The sequence below is a fragment of the Micromonospora inyonensis genome (assembly GCF_900091415.1).
In the GTDB taxonomy this organism is placed as follows: domain Bacteria; phylum Actinomycetota; class Actinomycetes; order Mycobacteriales; family Micromonosporaceae; genus Micromonospora; species Micromonospora inyonensis.
Genome location: NZ_FMHU01000001.1, coordinates 2,219,980 through 2,235,821, shown reverse-complemented (window position 1 = coordinate 2,235,821; position 15,842 = coordinate 2,219,980). Strand labels below are relative to the sequence as shown.

Below are 15,842 nucleotides of genomic sequence, written 5' to 3'. Positions count from 1 at the left end.
GTCGCAGCAGGGCGGTGGAGCTGAGGGCAGCCTGATCCGGGTGGTGCCGGGGAGGGTGGGAGCAGCCCTGACAACGCCGGGACGTGCCAGTACTGCCAGATGGTGCGGGTTCGGTAAGCGTGGTGGAGAGGAGTACGAGAGGAACCGGCGTTGTTACGTCCTAGGCCGTGTGTCATAAGTGCCCGTGATCCTGGCTGTGAGGTAGATCGGCTGGGCGTGTCGGTGATCGATACGCGGTGAGGTCTCCGGTAGATGGGTTATCGACCAAGACAACCATCTGCACGGAGACCTCGTGGCCAGCGTAGCGGTGACGAGGCGGCACGACCTGACTGACGCGCAGTTTGCGGTGTTGGAGCCGCTGCTGCCCAGACCGAAGAAGGCAGGTCGACCGCCGAAGTGGAGCAAGCGGCAGCTCATTGACGGGATCAGGTGGCGGGTCCGCACGGGTGCGCCGTGGCGGGACGTGCCGGACTGCTACGGGCACTGGCGCACGGTGTACGGGCTGTACCGGCGCTGGCAGCGGGCCGGTGTGTGGGCGCGGATCCTGGCCGGGTTGCAGGGTAGGGCCGACGCGCTCGGGTTGATCACCTGGGACGTGAGCGTGGACTCCACGATCGCCCGGGCGCATCAGCACGCCGCCGGTGCCCGCCGGGACAGTCACACGCAGGTCGAGCCGCCGGGCGGCAGTGACGCCGTCGAGCCGGCCGATCACGCGCTGGGCCGCTCGCGTGGCGGTCTGACGACGAAGCTGCACCTGGCCTGCGAGCAGGGCCGCATGGTGCTGGCGTTCGTCATCACCGGTGGGCAGCGCGGCGACAGCCCGCAGTTCACCACGGTGCTGCACCGCATCCGGGTGCCTCGCCTCGGCGTCGGCCGACCCCGGTGCCGGCCGGACCGGGTCCTGGCCGACAAGGCGTACAGCAGCAAGGCCAACCGGAGCTACCTGCGCCGGCGCGGCATCGGCTGCGTCATCCCGGTCAAGGCCGACCAGGCCGCGAACCGACGCAAGAAGGGCTCGGCGGGTGGCCGTCCACCCGCCTTCGACCCCAGCGCATACCGGCAGCGTCACGCCGTGGAGTGCGGCATCAACCTGCTCAAACAGCACCGTGCCGTGGCCACCCGATACGACAAGCTCGCCGTGCGGTACGAAGCCACCGCCACCATCAGCATGATCGACATCTGGCTCCGACGCCTCGAACGGCACTTATGACACACGGCCTAACTCGGTCACCGACTCCAACCTGGTGGATATGGGTCGGGTGCGGTGCGCACGGCTGCCCGTGTGGTGGCCGGAACCCTTGGGTTTCTTATTGCGGTTGCCCGGGAGGCCACGGGGAAGGTCTGCGGCGTACTCGTGGCGATGCCGCTGGGACACAGCCGGGCTCCTACTTCGCCGAGCGAATCACAGTGAACACGGGAACCGCCGTCTGCGGCTCCTGGACGAGTGGGCGGCCAGCTCACTGTCCGGGATAGGCACACCGACTGCCGAACGGGGCGAGCGGGGCGGAGCCGCCGTAGTACTCCGAGCCGGGGAGAGCCCGGTGCATGGGGAAGGGCGGCAGCGGATTTGCGAAGGGAGGAGGCTGTAATGCCGAAAGATGCCTCGGTGAACACCGGGGCCGCGCAGGAACAGGGCTCGTCAGGGCCGTCCCGGCGGGTATCGGAGATGCAGGCCAAACTTCACCGTTGGGCGGTGGCCGACTGTGGCCGCCGGTTCGACGACTTGTTCAACCTCGTGCACGATCCGGCGACGCTGATCATGGCATTTGACCGGGTCGCCGGCAATCAAGGAGCACGAACCGCCGGCGTGGACGGCCTCACGGTCGCCGACGTCGAAGAGCGGATCGGTGTTCCGGGGTTCCTGGACGATCTGCGGGCCCAGCTGAAGGTGGGCACGTTCCGGCCGCTTCCGGTGCGGGAGAGAAAGATTCCCAAGCCGGGTGGGTCGGGGAAGGTACGGCGGCTGGGGATTCCCACGATCGCCGACCGGGTTGTTCAGGCCGCGTTGAAGCTGGTGCTGGAACCGATCTTCGAGGCCGACTTCAAGCCGGTCTCTTACGGGTTCCGGCCCAACCGGCGGGCTCAGGACGCCGTCGCTGAGATCCACTTCTTCGGGACCCGGGGTTACCGCTGGGTGCTGGACGCGGACATCCACGCGTGCTTCGACGAGATCGAGCACGTCGCGGTGATGGACCGTGTCCGAAAGCGGATCAAGGACAAGCGGATCCTGTCCCTGGTGAAAGCGTTCCTGAAGGCCGGGGTCCTCACAGAACTCGGTGGACATCAGGACACACACACCGGGACTCCGCAGGGCGGCATCATCTCGCCTCTGCTGGCCAACATCGCGCTGTCGGTGCTCGACGAGCACATGCATGCGACCTGGGAGCCGGGCGGGATGATGTCGACTCAGGATCGCCGGAGGCGACGACGCCTCAAGGGATTGCCGAACTGGCGGATTGTCCGCTACGCGGACGATTTCGTGGTCTTGGTCCACGGGACCGAGCCAGACGCCGAAGTGTTGCGCGAGGAGATCAGTCAAGTCCTACGACCCGTCGGTCTGCGGCTGTCTCCAGCCAAAACTAGGGTCGTGCACATGAGTGAAGGGTTCGACTTCCTGGGGTTTCACATCCAGTGGCGCCGCAAGCGAGGAACGAGTAAGTGGTACGTCTACACCTTCGTCGCCCAGCGACCCTTGCGGTCGGTGAAGGCGAAGATCCGTGCCCTGACCCACAAGACGTCGCAGCAGGACCTGGAGTACGTGCTGACCAGCTTGAACATGGTCATGCATGGCTGGGCCAACTACTTCCGACACGCCGTCGCGAAGAACACCTTCGGCACCGTGGACAACTTCACCTGGTGGAGGCTGATCCGCATGCTGCGCGAACGGCATCACTGGACGTGGTCGGCTCGCCGTGCGGTACGAAGCCACCGCCCCCATCAGCATGATCGACATCTGGCTCCGACGCCTCGAACGGCACTTATGACACACGGCCTAACTTGATCTTTAACCTGGGGTCGGTTGCATCGCCCCCCGGGCGATCATGGCCGCAGCCCTTGATCGATCATTCCTCTTGTCTAGGGAAGAAGATCAGGACCAAGGGCTGCGGGATGATCAGTGTGCATGACGCCGCGCGTGGAAGCGCGGTTGGGGACCTCGCGACGTTCCGTACGGAACTGCATCGCTGTCTGAGCGCCAGAGCTGATGCGCTGTTCGAGTTGGCCGACGCGGTGTTGTGCGCGGACGGGCCGGTACGGTCGCTGCCGGCCTTGTCCCTGGTGGCGGAGCACCGTCGAGGTCACGGCGCGTTGTACGACGCGCTTGGCGCCGGTCGGATCGATGTGGAACGGTTGCGGACCGTGGTGGCCTCGATGCCGATGCCACGGGCCGCCGACGGGCGGATCGTCCTGGCCGTGGATGTCACCTGCTGGCTGCGGCCGGAAGCGCACACCGTGCCGGAGCGGATCCTGTGCCACACCTACGGCCGTGGCAAAGACCAGCACATCGGTGTGCCGGGCTGGCCGTACTCGTTTGTGGTGGCCCTGGAGTCCGGGCGCAGTTCGTGGACCGCGCCGCTGGACGCGGTCCGGCTGGCCCCGGGCACCGAGCTGGCCGCGGTCACCGCCGAGCAGCTGCGCGCGGTGGTGGACCGACTGATCACCGCCGGGCACTGGCAGCCTGGTGACCCGGCGGTCTGGGTGGTGATGGATGCCGGCTACGACGCGGCCCGGCTGGCCTGGCTGCTACGGGACCTGCCGGTACGCGTCCTGGCCCGGATGCGATCCGACCGGGTGCTGCGCCGCCCGCCGGGGCCATGGATACCGGGCCCCAAGTGCGGTCGGCCACCACGGCATGGCAGCGAGTTCATCTTCGGCGACCCGGCCAGCTGGGGCACCCCGGACGTCACCACCGTGACCGAGACCCGCCTCTACGGCACCGCGACCGCCCGTGCCTGGCACCGGCTGCACCCCAGGCTGACCCGCCGCGCCGCCTGGGCCGACTGCCCTGAGCTGCCCATCCTGGAAGGCACCCTCATCCGCCTGGACGTGCAACGGCTGCCCTCCGGCGCGACCGCGAAGCCGGTCTGGCTGTGGTGGTTCACCGGCCTCGGCCACCAGTCCGGCGGCGACAACCCCGACCCGACCATGATCGACCTGCTGTGGCAGGCGTTCCTACGCCGTTTCGACATCGAACACACCTTCCGGCTGCTCAAGCAGACCCTCGGCTGGTGCGTGCCGAAACTGCGCGACCCGCACGCCGCCGACCGCTGGACCTGGCTGATCATCGCCGCCTACACCCAGCTACGGCTAGCCCGCCCCCTCGCCTCCGACCTGCGTCGCCCCTGGGAACGACCAGCCCCACCCGAACGGCTCACCCCCGCCCGGGTCCGCCGCGGATTTCGGCACCTGCGCGCCAACAGCCCCTGTCCCGCCGGTGCACCGAAACCCACCCGACCAGGACCCGGCCGCCCACCCGGACGACCCAACCGCCATCCCACCCGCCGCTACGACGTCCACATCGCCACCAGCAACGCGACCAGGAAGACAACCTCTTCGAAGAAGAAATCGGCCAATCCCCGGCCGCGCCGCACAGGTTAAAGATCAAGCTAACGCCGAAGCCGCGGTCAGCCTCCGACGGTGGCTACCCTCGCCACTTCTCGGCGGGCCGGCAGTCGCTGGTCGGTTTGCCGTAGATCCGCTTTTCGTCCTGGCTGGCATTGCAGTACTCCAGTTCGTCTTCAGCCTGGAACAGGACGCCTGTCGATTTCTGCCCCGCGGACGTCGTAGCTGACCAGTTCGGGGGCGTTGCCAGCCCTGAGGCGAGCGCCGGTCGTCATCAGGCCGAACGCGCCACCGGAAACCGGGCTGCTGTGGTGTGGCCGTCACCGTGGTCGAGCACTATCTGGTGGACACGCCCGCTGACCCGGCTGCTGACGCTGACGTCCCCGCCGTCGAACTCGGTGGAGGTCAGCAGCAGCCGCTGCACCGGCCCGGGCAGCCAATCACCGTGCGGCCACGGCTCGGTGGCGCCCCCTCCGGACTCCCGGCCCGTTCCCGGCGACTCCACGTCGCAGGTGGCGTAGCCGACGTCGTTAATGAACAAGACCAGTGCGCGGTCACCCCGCTCGGTGGCCACCGCCAGGTCGGCCAGGGACACCGGGGCGGGCGGATCGCTTGCGTTCTGCCGGGTCTGCCGTTGCGGGGAGTTCCACCGGAGGGACCGCTCGGCCGCGTCCCTCAGCGTCGGCGACAGCTCACCGGGCCCCATGGCCAACACCTGCACGGTCGAGCGGTCCGGCCGACCCCACACCATCATCGCGACACCGGACGCGCGTGCCCGGCGGGCAGCCCCACGGTGGCCGCCGTCACACTGCGGGCACGATGACTGCCTCTCAACGGCTCGCAAACCGAACACCTGTGACCGCATTCCGAACACGGATCGCGCCGCAAACCGAAAGCCGACCTCGCACCCGCACGACCGGGCGGCTCTGGGGCAGATATAGCTGCAACTTGATGGTGTGGTGGTGGATCGCGTCGCGAGAAAACTGGGACATGTGTGGGTGGGCGGCGGTCGCTCCAGTCTGTTCAGGTGTCGAGGCCTGCGAGGTTGAGACGTTCGAGCAGGCTGGGCTTGCGGGCGTGCGCCGCCCGTAGGTCGGCCAGCCGCTGTTGGAACAGCCCGCTGTCTCCGTCGCGTTCGGCGAGGTCGCGCAGCTCGATGAGGAGTTGAACTGCGGTGTCGTACTCGCGGGGTTTTTTCGTGGCGATGAGTTCGTCGACCCGCTGCCATGCGGCGGGTTGGTCGACCGCGAGAGTGTCGAGGTGCCGTTGCCGGGCTGCTGCGGCGGACCGTTCGCGGCGAACCCGCTCGCGTTCGCGCTGCTCGGCGTCCTGTCGATCCCGCTCGGCGCGCAACTCCGCGGCGGTGGCGAGCAGTTGCCCGGCGGTACGAGCGGCCGTCGGGGTGGACGCGTCGGTGGGATGCGCGTCGCGGTAGCGGCGCAGCAGTCGGCTGCGTAGGTGGCTGTCGCCGCCGGTGATCAGGTCGGTCAGGATCGCGTCCTTGTCCCGGGCGGGCAGCCCGACGACCCAGGTGCGTAGTTTCGCAGCGGTCGGTTCACCGGAGGCGACCGGTGACGACCCGGCCGCCGCAGCCGCGATCAGATCGGAGTCGACGCGCAGGAACTCGGCGACGGCGGTGAGGGACTCGTCGAGGGTGCCCAGTCCGGCTGGGACGGGCGGTTCGGCCTCGTCGTCGGCGATCTCCTCGGACTGTATGCAGCGGAGCCAGGCCAGGTACAGCAGGCGCAGGTCGCCGGCGGCAAGGCTGGCCCGGACCGGGATGATCGAGGTGAGCAGGCCGTGGCCGTCGAGGTCCCACTCGTCGACGCCGTCCTCGTCCTCGTCGTGGAGGTCGATGATGACGTGCTTGCCGGCGGTCCAAGCGGATGCGCTGCCACTCTGGCAGTACTGGGCGACGGTTACGGGGTCGAGCAGGTGTTTCGGTAGCCGCAGCATGAGCTGGTGGGTGCCCCAGTTCGCCAGGTACAGGTGCGCGTCGAAGTACCGTTCCATCAGCGTGCGCGGGTCGCCCTTGAAGTTGCCCCACTCGTAGGTGTTCACGAAGCTGGTGGCGGTGATGTCGGCGCGGGTCGACAGCGACCGCAGGTCGGCCTGGTCTCGGCCGGTGAGGGGCCGGTCGACGGCGGTGAATTCGTAGTACTGGTACTCGCTCATCGCGGCCTACCTTCCGGCCCAGTGCCGGTAGGCGTCGATCCACGCGGTGCCGTCCGGCGCGGGGGTGGGGAGCGGCAGGTCGAGGAGGTCGATCCTCTGTCGGTGGCAGCCTCGGGCGCAGACCGCGACGATGCTGTCCGCGGTCAGGTCAATCTTGTACACGCTGACCTCGACACCGAGGACGGTGGTGGTGAACGGCACCGCCAGGTGCTCTTCGATCATGGTGAACAGGCCGGTGAGCTGCTCGTCGCCGCCGTACGCGTCGACGGTGGCTTCCTCGATCATCGCCTCCAGCGCGGCGTTGCCCTTCGATGCAGTGGTGCGTGTGGCCCGGCCCCGCCGGTCGTCCACCTTGTCGCGTCGTGGCTTGAGCACGCTCGTCAGGTGAAGCTGCGCGTCTTCCGGAGCGCCGCTCATCGGCACCTCGTACGTCGCCACCCACTCCAGCCAGTCATGGGCCAGGTGGCCCCGGTCCGGATCGCCAACAAGGACCCGAGCGCCCTTCGCCACGACGCGGGCGAGGAACGGCAGCATCCGGGCCGCCACAGACGGGTGGTAGAGCGCGTCACCGGCCAACACCACATCCACGCCGTCAACGTCGCCGTCAAGCAGGTCACTCGACGACAGGGTCAACTCGACGCCGTTGGCGTGGGCGTTGGCGTTGATTGCCGCGATCGAGTAGGGGTCGATGTCGTTGGCGGTGACCCCGGCGGCGCCAGCTATCGCCGCGGCGATAGCGACCAGTCCGGAGCCGGATGCGACGTCGAGGACATGGCAACCGGCCACGGTGTCCGGGTGATCGAGGATGTAACGCGCGAGACCCTGCCCGCCGGTCCAGGCCGACGCCCAGAACGGCGGCGGGAGGACGTGGCCCGCCTCGGCTTCGAGTCGTGCCCAGAGGACGATCGCGTCCTCGGCCATGACCAGTCGCAGCTCCGGCACCAGCGGCACCGGGGCCAGCCGGAGCCGGTCGATGCTGGCGGTCCCGGCCGCGTACTCGGGGGCGGACAGCGCTTGCAACACCAGCGGTTTGAGGCCGGGAAGGACCGCGGTGTCGGAACGGACCGGCATTCGCCGGTCCGTTTTCTCAGCCACCGCCGTGGCGACGGGCGAGGCTCGTCGCCCACGGCTTGGCGGAGTCAACGTCAGACCAGGCGGATGTTGGCGGCCTGAAGGCCCTTCTGGCCCTGCTCGACGTCGAACTCGACCCGCTGGTTCTCTTCCAGGCTGCGGAACCCGCTCGATGAGATGGCCGAGAAGTGGGCGAAGACGTCAGCGCCGCCACCATCCTGTGCGATGAAGCCGAAGCCCTTGTCCGCGTTGAACCACTTGACTGTGCCGAGTGCCATGTCTTCTCCTTTGAGTAGCGGATGGAGCCAGGTACGGGCCCTCGGTTGCCGCCGCTGCTGGTCCGGAAGAACCGGCAGGACAAAAAGCGCCTGGCGGGTTAGATACCCACCAGGCGCTGGCAAAGTATGCGAAAAACCGAAGGTTGCAACCCGGTGAGGCTAGCACGGGCGCGCCGCGCGGTGTCTTCGCTGTCAGCGCTGACCGCGCCGGCTACCAACCCGCGTGCCGGCAGAGAACGCCGCCGCGCCCCGTGTCGTTGACGTGGTTTCCGCGGCGCTCGCCCGACGACTTTCCGAGCCTCTCCCGCGTGTTGCGCTGGCGGTCGATCCGCCCGTCGTTGTGCGCGGATTCGGGCGCCGCGTGGCGCTGTGGCCTCGTCCGTGATGTGGCGCCGTCGTCGCTACGGGAGGCGTCACGAAGCGACGCTCACCCGGGGCGAGTTCGGTGAGCAGCGAGTCACCGGGCCCAAGCCGGGTGATCGTCGGGTTGATGCCGGCCTGGCGGGTGAGGTCGCGCACGTCGGTGACCTGGTCGTCGGTCATCAGGGTGACGACGGTGCCGCTCGCTCCGGCACGCGCGGTCCGCCCCGAGCGGTGCAGGTATGCCTTGTGCTCGGCGGGCGGGTCGGCGTGGATCACGAGAGCTACGTCGTCGACGTGGATTCCGCGCGCCGCGATGTCGGTCGCGACGAGCGTGCGGGCGTCGCCGGCGGAGAACGCCGCCAGATTGCGGGTGCGGGCGTTCTGCGCCAGGTTGCCGTGCAGTTCCACGGCGGGCACGCCCGAGGCGACCAGTTGACTGGTCAGCTTCTTGGCGCCCCGCTTGGTGCGGGTGAATACGAGCGTTCGCCCCGGGGCGGCCGTCAGGTCGATCAGGACGGGGAGCCGGTCATCGTCACGCACCCGGAGCACGTGGTGGGTCATCGCGGCGACCGGGGACATCGCGGAGTCGACGCTGTGGGTGACTGGGTTGGAGAGGTACCGCCGCACGAGGACGTCGACGCCCGCGTCGAGCGTCGCCGAGAACAGCAGCCGCTGGGAGCGGGGCGGTGTCTTGTCGAGGAGTCGCCGTACGACCGGCAGGAAGCCCAGGTCGGCCATGTGGTCCGCCTCGTCGAGCACCGTGACCTCGACGGCGTCGAGGATCGCGTGGCCGTTCGAAACGTGGTCGGCGAGCCGGCCGGGACAGGCGATGAGGATATCGATCCCGGCACGCAGTGCACCGACCTGCGGCCGCGCGTTCACCCCACCGAAGATCGTCAGGGTCCGCAGCGACAGCGCGGTGGCCAGCGGTGCGATCGTCGCTTCGATCTGGGTCGCCAACTCGCGAGTGGGCGCCAGAATGAGCGAGCGCGGGCGGCCGGGCAGCCGCGGAGACGTGGCGGCCGAGAGCCGGGCGAGGACCGGGAGAGCGAAGGCGTATGTCTTGCCCGATCCCGTCCTGCCACGACCCAGCACGTCGCGTCCGGCGAGTGAATCCGGGAGCGTCGCGGCCTGGATCGGGAATGGCGTGCTGATGCCCACCTGCTCGAGCGCGGCGACCAGGTAACCGGGCACGCCAAGGTCGGCGAAGGAGGTGGATGTGACAAGGGGTGTCTTGCTGGGGCGGCGTGCCACCATGGGAGTCTCCGAACGTGAAAGGGGTCGCCCTGCACGGCGCTGACCGATTGGTCGCGGCGCGTGGTGGTCGACATCAGAGGCAGGCCGTGGTCGGAAAACCGGCGGACTGGTTGATCAATCTACCCGCACCCCGGCCCAGGCCGTACACGATGGCTTTCTGGGTTAGGGTTCGACAGGCCGAGCGAAACGGATGCAACGCCCCCGGCGAGCGGCCGGATCCGCCCCGCTCATTCTCGGCACCCGGCTTGCATGTGTGAGCGGGTGGGTCGCGCGTTGGCGCGCAAACTTGGAGCAGCTCTTGACTGATGTAACCGCGCATGACTCGAATTTGTTCCGTCAAGCACCGGGAGCAAATGCGGCTTTCGACCACACCCCTGCCGTCGACGTAGGTTCGGCTGCGATGACCCGCCTGCGCACCCCGTTCCGTGTCGAGGTGACGCCGACCGGAAGCCAACGACTCGTCAGGCATCACGACGCAACGGAGCCCAGTCGGTAAGGGCCACCACCCGTATCGGTTCAACGCGCCGCAGGTACCGACGTCCTGTGCAGGTGGATCAGCACGTCTCCACGACGGGACCACCAGATCGGGCGGTGGCGGTGCACCGCCACTCGGCCTTGCCCACGCATGTTGTCGCGTCGGCCATCCCGATCAACGTGTCCCCGTCGAGGGTGTTGCCGCGACCCGCGACCGCCGCACCCATCGTGACCCGGTCGGGGTGGCCGCTCCAGTGCAACAGCGCACGGTGTAGACGCCGCCCGTCTCGGCGTCGGTGACGGAACGTGGTCGCCGTCGGCGCGCTGTTGAATCGCTTCGATCGGTCCGTGGATGCGCTCGCCGGACATCCGCTGCGAAGGACATACGCGCGGCGTCGCGAAGGCGGCGCTCCGCGGATGCGTCCTGTGCCAGCCCGGTCAGGTCTCTCAACTCTCGTCCACAATTCGCGGTCTCCCGATCACATGACCGTCTTCCCAAGATCATCATGGTTCGTCTTTCCGCAAACGTGCTATACGGTCAGCAGATGAGAATCGAGCGTCACTGGTGGAACGGGGACCGGAGTCCGCGGGGACGTCGCGACGTCTACATCCGCACCGACGGCCAGCGATGGGAGGTAGAGGCGCAGACCGGCGGCATCGCAGGTCGGTCGAAGCTCCACCCCTGTCCGGGTCGGGCGTCTGCGGAGATCCTCGCCGGCGCATGGCTGGGTGGGCGTCCGGAGTGGCGGGAGATGATGGCCTGACAGTGGGACGTCAGGAGCACTCCTGGCAGACGTCCCGGCCGTCGGCCTGCGCGGCGAGCTGGCTGCGGTGGTGCACCAGGTAGCAGCGCGCGCATCGAAACTCGTCCGGCTGCATTGGCACGACCGCCACGGTCAGTTCCTCGCCGGACAGGTCCGCACCGGGCAGCTCGAAGTTCTCGGCGGCCTCGGCCTCGTCGAGGTCGACACTTGCTGACTGCGGCGCCGCGCCGCGCGCCTTGAGTTCCTCCAGGCTGTCGTCTTCAGCGTCAACGGCCGGTCGGCGCGGTGCGTCGTAATCGATGGGCTTGGTCATCGTGATGGCCTCTCCGGCTTTGGTTCACGGGTGTCGCGTCGGTACGCGGCCCATGTCGTGGCGCTCAAGCGAGCGGTGGAAGGGTAGCGCTCGCCCTTGGATGCGAGGGGCGCCATAGGCAGGGATCGCCATCCCGGCGGAGAATGACTCCCCACTCCCCCGGCCATGGCCTGGCCGGCCCCCGACAGGCACCGTGAGACGATGTCCCGGACCGGTCGTTGCCGTCTGTCGCCCTCACGAAGAGGCAATCCGTGACCGCGACGCGAAGTGCGCGCCCGCGTTCTTGCCTCCGAAGGCATCGACATCCTGCGTACCCCGCCGCAAGCGTCGAGGCCAACGCGTACGCGGAGAGACGGGTGCGCACGGTACGGCACGAGTGCCTCGACGGATCACCCCCGGCACTTGCTGACGACCCTGGCCGAATACGTCACGCATTACAACGAGCACCGACCCATCAGGCCCGATATCAAAGCATCCGCGGATCAGCCGCTTCGGCGGTTGCCCCACTGGCGCGGGCTCTGGACCGAGCCCCGGCCGTCGAGGCGCTGACCCTTTCCATGGTGTTGAGGCAAGGCGACCTTGCCCTTCCCGCGTCGGGCAGCCCGATTTTCGTAAACGGCAGGCTCGTCGGTCTCGGTCTCGGTCTCGGTCTCGGCCGTGGTTGTCGTGTCGACATCCTCGGCGTGGGCGTCCTGAACGGGCTCAGGCTCCGACATCGGTATCTCCCTGGATTCGTGGGGCTTCCTGCGGACCATCGCCAGCCGGCGGACGCAGGCTGCTCCGGAAGCTCGGCGAACTGCGTGACGCCGGGATCTTAGTACTGCGCCTCAGGCCGACGCGCGCCAGATCAAACGCGGAACCCGGACGCGGTGCGGAAAGCCGGGCGGGTTCGGTCAGCAGGTCCAGCGCGGCAGCCACCGTCCGACCAGCCGCCGATGCGTCCTGAAGCCTCGGGCAGCCACCGAGAAAATCTGGTCTCCGGCGACTAGACATTATCGGTGGGGCTGGGTAGTGTTGCCTCCGTTGACGACAGAGATCGGGTAAGAACGCCGACGGAACACGCCGAGCTTCAAGCAGAGCCCGGAACCTTCGTGGCTCGCTCGGCAACTGCGGTGGAACCGCATCACCGCACGAGCAGGGCAAGGTAAGTGCACGTGAAGACCTTGACGTAACTCCAGGTCAAGGCAGCCGCAGGCAGGGCCGATGCAGGTTCGTGGCTCCGCCTGATGCAGGAAAGATCCGCCGCACGTGTGCGGGGCCGTGAAGTTGCGTGGGGCTCCGACACCGGCGGGTAGCACCACTGGTAATGAAAGTAGAGGAAAGGGAGGGCTGGACGCCGTTGGATCGCCCGCCGTCAGGACGTAGTTGCAGTTCTGCGGTGGACACCGTAGTCCCACCGAATGTGAGGTGGTCTCCGGTCACGCTTACGCGGTCCTCGCACCCCATGCCGCTGATAGCGGCACGGTGTGGAAACGAGAACCCGACGAACCTGTCGGTAGATGGTGTATTCAACCCGTAACCCCGGGCCCCGGCGCTTCCCGCGCCGGGGCCCTCGTCACGGAGAGGTATGTATGGCCCAACCCGACGACATGCTCAACGACGATGACTACCCCGCCTACACGATGGGTCGCGCCGCGGAGATCGTGGGCGCCTCGCAGGACTTCCTGCGCCGCCTCGACGAGGCGAAACTGTTCACCCCGTTCCGCTCGGCCGGCGGACACCGCCGCTACTCCCGCTACCAGCTACGCCTGGCCGCACGAGCCCGGGAGATGGTCGACCACGGCACCGCCCTCGAAGCCGCCTGCCGGATCATCATCCTCGAAGACCAGCTCGAGGAAGCCCTCCAGCACAACCGGAACCACCAGCGCCGCCAGCAAGCCGGTGCCGCCTGACCCACGCCTCACGGTCCTTCTCCACCTTTGAGGGGGACCGTTTGTCGTACCCGGATCCCCCCGCCCGCCCGCCTGCAAGGGGGAGTTTCTTGGCAGCCCATCGAGGCGGGCGCGCGACGCGGTGCTGACACAGCAACCCGTGGCCAGCACACCGGACAACGCCGGTCGAACCGATGAGCCGGCAGCGGGACTCCGGGTACCGGGCTGATGCTGTGACAGGGACCACGCATCAGGGTGCTGGCCCGAACTGCCGTAATCTGTGCTACGGTTGCCCAGTTGCAGTTTTGATTTCCTTAGACGTTTTCGGCGCCTGATGGGGTTATCTGAAACCCATCCAGGCGCTTTTTTCGTTTGTCGTGTCGGTTCCGGCGCGGGTGATCAACGCGGTGGCATAGGGTCCGCGCAGTGCGGTCTCTAACAGCCTACGAAGGAGCAGACATGGCTACAGGTACCGTGAAGTGGTTCAACGGCGACAAGGGCTTCGGTTTCATCGCCCAGGACGGCGGCGGCGCCGACGTCTTCGCCCACTTCTCCGGGATCTCGGCGAGCGGTTTCCGCAGCCTCGATGAGAACCAGCGGGTGGAGTTCGACATCACCCAGGGCCAGAGGGGCCTGCAGGCGGAGAACATCCGCTCGCTCTGATCCGCAACTTCGCGAACGGCGGCCCGACTGGTTCAGCGGGCCGCCGTTCGGCGTTCCCCTACGCCTACCGGGACCTGCACGCCGATTTCAGGCGTGCCCGACTGACAGGGTCATGTAATCCAACTGTCTCGTATTCCTGCCTGCGGTCCTTCCCGTGGTCGCTGACCGTGACGACTACTTCGAGGGCTCCGCTGCTGGTCGGACGAAGAATGTGATGTCGCTGCTGGTGGCGATGACGAGGGTGTGCCCGGAGGGAGAGAATCCTGCGGCGCGCAGCTCGGAGTAGTTCGCATGGAAGATGTGCCACCAGTGCTCGCCAGCAGGGCCTCGGCAGAGGCCGCCGTCGTCGGACAGCAGCACGCGGTGGTGGGGCCAGTCCGGTGCGACGACGTCGAGGGTCCAGCCGTCATCAGTGGTGGTATGCAGGCCGCCGCCGAACAGGCCAGCGATGCGAACCTGCGAGCCTGTGAGTGGGCCGATGCCAGGGCAGGACAGGTCAGGGCCGGTCGGAGTCTCTAGATCGGGGTTCGGATCGCGGTCGCGGGCGATCCTTTTGCCGTGGGCGCATCGAAGAGTCCGTGTCTAGCCGCCAGTCGATGAGCACTCGTTGGTCCTGGACGTCGAGTCCTGACGAAAGATCGTGCCCCGGCTGGTCGGTGTGGAGAGTTGATCGCTGATGGGATGTCGTGCCCGCCCTTTTGCGGCGTGAGCACTGCTTCATTAGGTCGCTGATGGTTCTCCTCCTGGCTACCGGTAGTGATCGGTTCGACAGGCGGGAAACGCGGTGCTGTTCATAGGTGATGACTGGGCGGAGGACCACCACGACGTTGAGTTGATGGACGCCTCCGGGCGCCGGCTGGCGAGAGCTCGGCTGCTGGAGGGCATGGCGGGTATGACACGGCTGCACGCGATGATCGGTCAAGCGCTCGGCGACGACATCGACGCCGAGGACGCCGCGCTGGTGAAGATCGGTATCGAGACCGATCGGGGTCCTTGGGTGCGGGCGCTGGTCGCGGCCGGGTACACGGTGTACGCGGTGAATCCGTTGCGGGCGGCCCGTTGCCGGGAACGGCTGGCGGTGTCCGGGGCCAAGAGTGATGCGGCGGACGCGCACATGCTGGCCGACATGGTGCGCACCGACTCGCACCAGCTGCGCCCGATGGCCGGCGACAGCGCTGACGCGGAGGCGGTCAAGGTAGTCACCCGGATGCACAAGACGCTGATCTGGGAACGCACCCGCGCGGTGCAGCGACTGCGGCATGCGCTGCGGGAGTACTTCCCGGCCGCGCTGAACGCGTTCGAGGACCTCGACGCCGCCGACACCCTGGAACTGCTCGCCAAAGCCCCCGACCCGGCAAGCGCTGCCCGGCTGAGCATCAACCAGATCAGCGCGGCCCTCAAACGGGCCCGCCGGCGTGACGTCGAGGCCAAGGCTACGGCGATCCAGGCCGTACTGCGCGGCGAGCATCTCGGTCAGTCCGCGGTGGTCGCCGCCGCGTACGCCGTTTCGGTGCGTGCTCTGGTCGCGTTGCTGGTCACCCTCAACGAGCAGGTCAAGGCCCTGAAAGGGCAGGTGGAGGCCCATTTTGGCCGGTACCCGGACGCTGAGATCATCCTGTCTCAGCCCGGACTGGGGCCGGTTCTCGGCGCCCGGGTGCTCGCCGAGTTCGGTGACGACCACGCCCGCTACGCCACCGCGAAGGCCCGCAAGAACTACGCCGCGACAAGCCCGATCACCCGGGCCTCCGGGAAGAAGAAGACCGTCGCGGCCCGGTTCGTGCACAACGACCGGCTCGTCGACGCCCTGATGACACAGGCGTTCGCGTCGCTGCGCAACTCGCCCGGCGCTCGCGCCTACTACGACCGGCAACGCGCCCGCGGTGCCAGCTACAACGCCGCGCTGCGGCAGCCCGCCAACCGGCTCGTCGGCATCCTGCACGGATGCCTCAAAACCGGCACCCCGGACGACGAGGCAACCGCCTGGTCGCATCACCTCATCGAGGCCGCTGCTTGACATTCAAGCTCCTGGGATGTCTTTCGTGACCGCCCGGGT

At 67.9% G+C, this 15,842-nt stretch carries 15 protein-coding genes and 1 pseudogene; 7 read left to right on the top strand and 9 right to left on the bottom strand.

Going from position 1 to position 15,842, the window contains the following annotated elements; translation table 11 throughout:
• Positions 1 to 292: 292 nt before the first annotated feature.
• The 3 genes from GA0074694_RS10135 to GA0074694_RS10125 all read left to right on the top strand — a co-directional run bounded on the left by GA0074694_RS10135 (position 293) and on the right by GA0074694_RS10125 (position 4,596).
• A complete protein-coding gene (locus GA0074694_RS10135) occupies positions 293 to 1,210 on the top strand; it encodes an IS5 family transposase (RefSeq protein ID WP_091456027.1) in 918 nt (305 codons plus the stop codon).
• 378 nt (positions 1,211 to 1,588) lie between these two features.
• Entirely contained in the window at positions 1,589 to 3,001 is a 1,413-nt protein-coding gene (gene ltrA, locus GA0074694_RS10130) for a group II intron reverse transcriptase/maturase (RefSeq protein ID WP_091456023.1), read from the top strand.
• Between the two features lie 107 nt (positions 3,002 to 3,108).
• Positions 3,109 to 4,596: an NF041680 family putative transposase gene (locus tag GA0074694_RS10125; RefSeq protein WP_091455223.1), complete on the top strand. Its 1,488-nt coding sequence runs from the start codon at positions 3,109 to 3,111 to the stop codon at positions 4,594 to 4,596.
• A gap of 238 nt (positions 4,597 to 4,834) precedes the next feature.
• Here GA0074694_RS10125 and GA0074694_RS10120 read toward each other — a convergent pair whose 3' ends face one another.
• The 7 genes and pseudogenes from GA0074694_RS10120 to GA0074694_RS10095 all read right to left on the bottom strand — a co-directional run bounded on the left by GA0074694_RS10120 (position 4,835) and on the right by GA0074694_RS10095 (position 10,438).
• A complete protein-coding gene (locus GA0074694_RS10120) occupies positions 4,835 to 5,314 on the bottom strand; it encodes a hypothetical protein (RefSeq protein WP_245714623.1) in 480 nt (159 codons plus the stop codon).
• A 269-nt stretch (positions 5,315 to 5,583) separates the two neighbouring features.
• The gene (locus tag GA0074694_RS10115) at positions 5,584 to 6,735 is read right to left on the bottom strand and encodes a hypothetical protein (RefSeq protein WP_091456020.1); all 1,152 of its coding nucleotides are present in this window, start codon (positions 6,733 to 6,735) and stop codon (positions 5,584 to 5,586) included.
• A gap of 6 nt (positions 6,736 to 6,741) precedes the next feature.
• A complete protein-coding gene (locus GA0074694_RS33900; protein WP_218105704.1) occupies positions 6,742 to 7,020 on the bottom strand; it encodes a calcium-binding protein in 279 nt (92 codons plus the stop codon).
• A gap of 78 nt (positions 7,021 to 7,098) precedes the next feature.
• Positions 7,099 to 7,806: pseudogene (locus tag GA0074694_RS32200) on the bottom strand (class I SAM-dependent methyltransferase); the annotation flags it as partial.
• Positions 7,807 to 7,880: 74 nt separating this feature from the next.
• Positions 7,881 to 8,084, bottom strand: a complete 204-nt coding sequence (locus GA0074694_RS10105) for a cold-shock protein (RefSeq protein WP_091456013.1) — start codon at positions 8,082 to 8,084, stop codon at positions 7,881 to 7,883.
• 192 nt (positions 8,085 to 8,276) lie between these two features.
• A complete protein-coding gene (locus GA0074694_RS10100) occupies positions 8,277 to 9,704 on the bottom strand; it encodes a DEAD/DEAH box helicase (protein WP_091456008.1) in 1,428 nt (475 codons plus the stop codon).
• A 554-nt stretch (positions 9,705 to 10,258) separates the two neighbouring features.
• A complete protein-coding gene (locus GA0074694_RS10095; protein ID WP_091456004.1) occupies positions 10,259 to 10,438 on the bottom strand; it encodes a hypothetical protein in 180 nt (59 codons plus the stop codon).
• A gap of 285 nt (positions 10,439 to 10,723) precedes the next feature.
• Here GA0074694_RS10095 and GA0074694_RS10090 point away from each other — a divergent pair, with 285 nt between their 5' ends.
• A complete protein-coding gene (locus GA0074694_RS10090; RefSeq protein WP_091458926.1) occupies positions 10,724 to 10,942 on the top strand; it encodes a hypothetical protein in 219 nt (72 codons plus the stop codon).
• A 10-nt stretch (positions 10,943 to 10,952) separates the two neighbouring features.
• Here the strand turns inward: GA0074694_RS10090 and GA0074694_RS10085 are convergent, their stop codons facing one another.
• Together GA0074694_RS10085 and GA0074694_RS10080 are read right to left on the bottom strand one after the other, a co-directional pair.
• Positions 10,953 to 11,255 (bottom strand): DUF4193 domain-containing protein, encoded by a 303-nt coding sequence (locus GA0074694_RS10085; RefSeq protein ID WP_091456001.1) that lies wholly within the window; start codon positions 11,253 to 11,255, stop codon positions 10,953 to 10,955.
• Positions 11,256 to 11,737: 482 nt separating this feature from the next.
• Positions 11,738 to 11,971, bottom strand: a complete 234-nt coding sequence (locus GA0074694_RS10080) for a hypothetical protein (protein ID WP_141714024.1) — start codon at positions 11,969 to 11,971, stop codon at positions 11,738 to 11,740.
• Positions 11,972 to 12,826: 855 nt separating this feature from the next.
• Between GA0074694_RS10080 and GA0074694_RS10075 the strand changes: the two genes are divergently transcribed.
• From GA0074694_RS10075 to GA0074694_RS10060, 3 genes are all read left to right on the top strand, one after another.
• Positions 12,827 to 13,147: a MerR family transcriptional regulator gene (locus GA0074694_RS10075; protein WP_091455994.1), complete on the top strand. Its 321-nt coding sequence runs from the start codon at positions 12,827 to 12,829 to the stop codon at positions 13,145 to 13,147.
• A 438-nt stretch (positions 13,148 to 13,585) separates the two neighbouring features.
• Entirely contained in the window at positions 13,586 to 13,789 is a 204-nt protein-coding gene (locus GA0074694_RS10070) for a cold-shock protein (protein WP_088983346.1), read from the top strand.
• A gap of 784 nt (positions 13,790 to 14,573) precedes the next feature.
• Positions 14,574 to 15,803: an IS110 family RNA-guided transposase gene (locus GA0074694_RS10060; RefSeq protein WP_091455990.1), complete on the top strand. Its 1,230-nt coding sequence runs from the start codon at positions 14,574 to 14,576 to the stop codon at positions 15,801 to 15,803.
• Positions 15,804 to 15,842: the final 39 nt, after the last annotated feature.

Coding starts and splice junctions, on each gene's coding strand:
- GA0074694_RS33900 (WP_218105704.1), bottom strand. CDS start 7,020: ATGATCGAGGAAGCCACCGTCGACGCGTACGGCGGCGACGAGCAGCTC.
- GA0074694_RS10070 (WP_088983346.1), top strand. CDS start 13,586: ATGGCTACAGGTACCGTGAAGTGGTTCAACGGCGACAAGGGCTTCGGT.
- GA0074694_RS10085 (WP_091456001.1), bottom strand. CDS start 11,255: ATGACCAAGCCCATCGATTACGACGCACCGCGCCGACCGGCCGTTGAC.
- GA0074694_RS10100 (WP_091456008.1), bottom strand. CDS start 9,704: ATGGTGGCACGCCGCCCCAGCAAGACACCCCTTGTCACATCCACCTCC.
- GA0074694_RS10125 (WP_091455223.1), top strand. CDS start 3,109: ATGATCAGTGTGCATGACGCCGCGCGTGGAAGCGCGGTTGGGGACCTC.
- GA0074694_RS10080 (WP_141714024.1), bottom strand. CDS start 11,971: ATGTCGGAGCCTGAGCCCGTTCAGGACGCCCACGCCGAGGATGTCGAC.
- GA0074694_RS10105 (WP_091456013.1), bottom strand. CDS start 8,084: ATGGCACTCGGCACAGTCAAGTGGTTCAACGCGGACAAGGGCTTCGGC.
- GA0074694_RS10120 (WP_245714623.1), bottom strand. CDS start 5,314: ATGATGGTGTGGGGTCGGCCGGACCGCTCGACCGTGCAGGTGTTGGCC.
- GA0074694_RS10115 (WP_091456020.1), bottom strand. CDS start 6,735: ATGAGCGAGTACCAGTACTACGAATTCACCGCCGTCGACCGGCCCCTC.
- ltrA (WP_091456023.1), top strand. CDS start 1,589: ATGCCGAAAGATGCCTCGGTGAACACCGGGGCCGCGCAGGAACAGGGC.
- GA0074694_RS10090 (WP_091458926.1), top strand. CDS start 10,724: ATGAGAATCGAGCGTCACTGGTGGAACGGGGACCGGAGTCCGCGGGGA.
- GA0074694_RS10075 (WP_091455994.1), top strand. CDS start 12,827: ATGGCCCAACCCGACGACATGCTCAACGACGATGACTACCCCGCCTAC.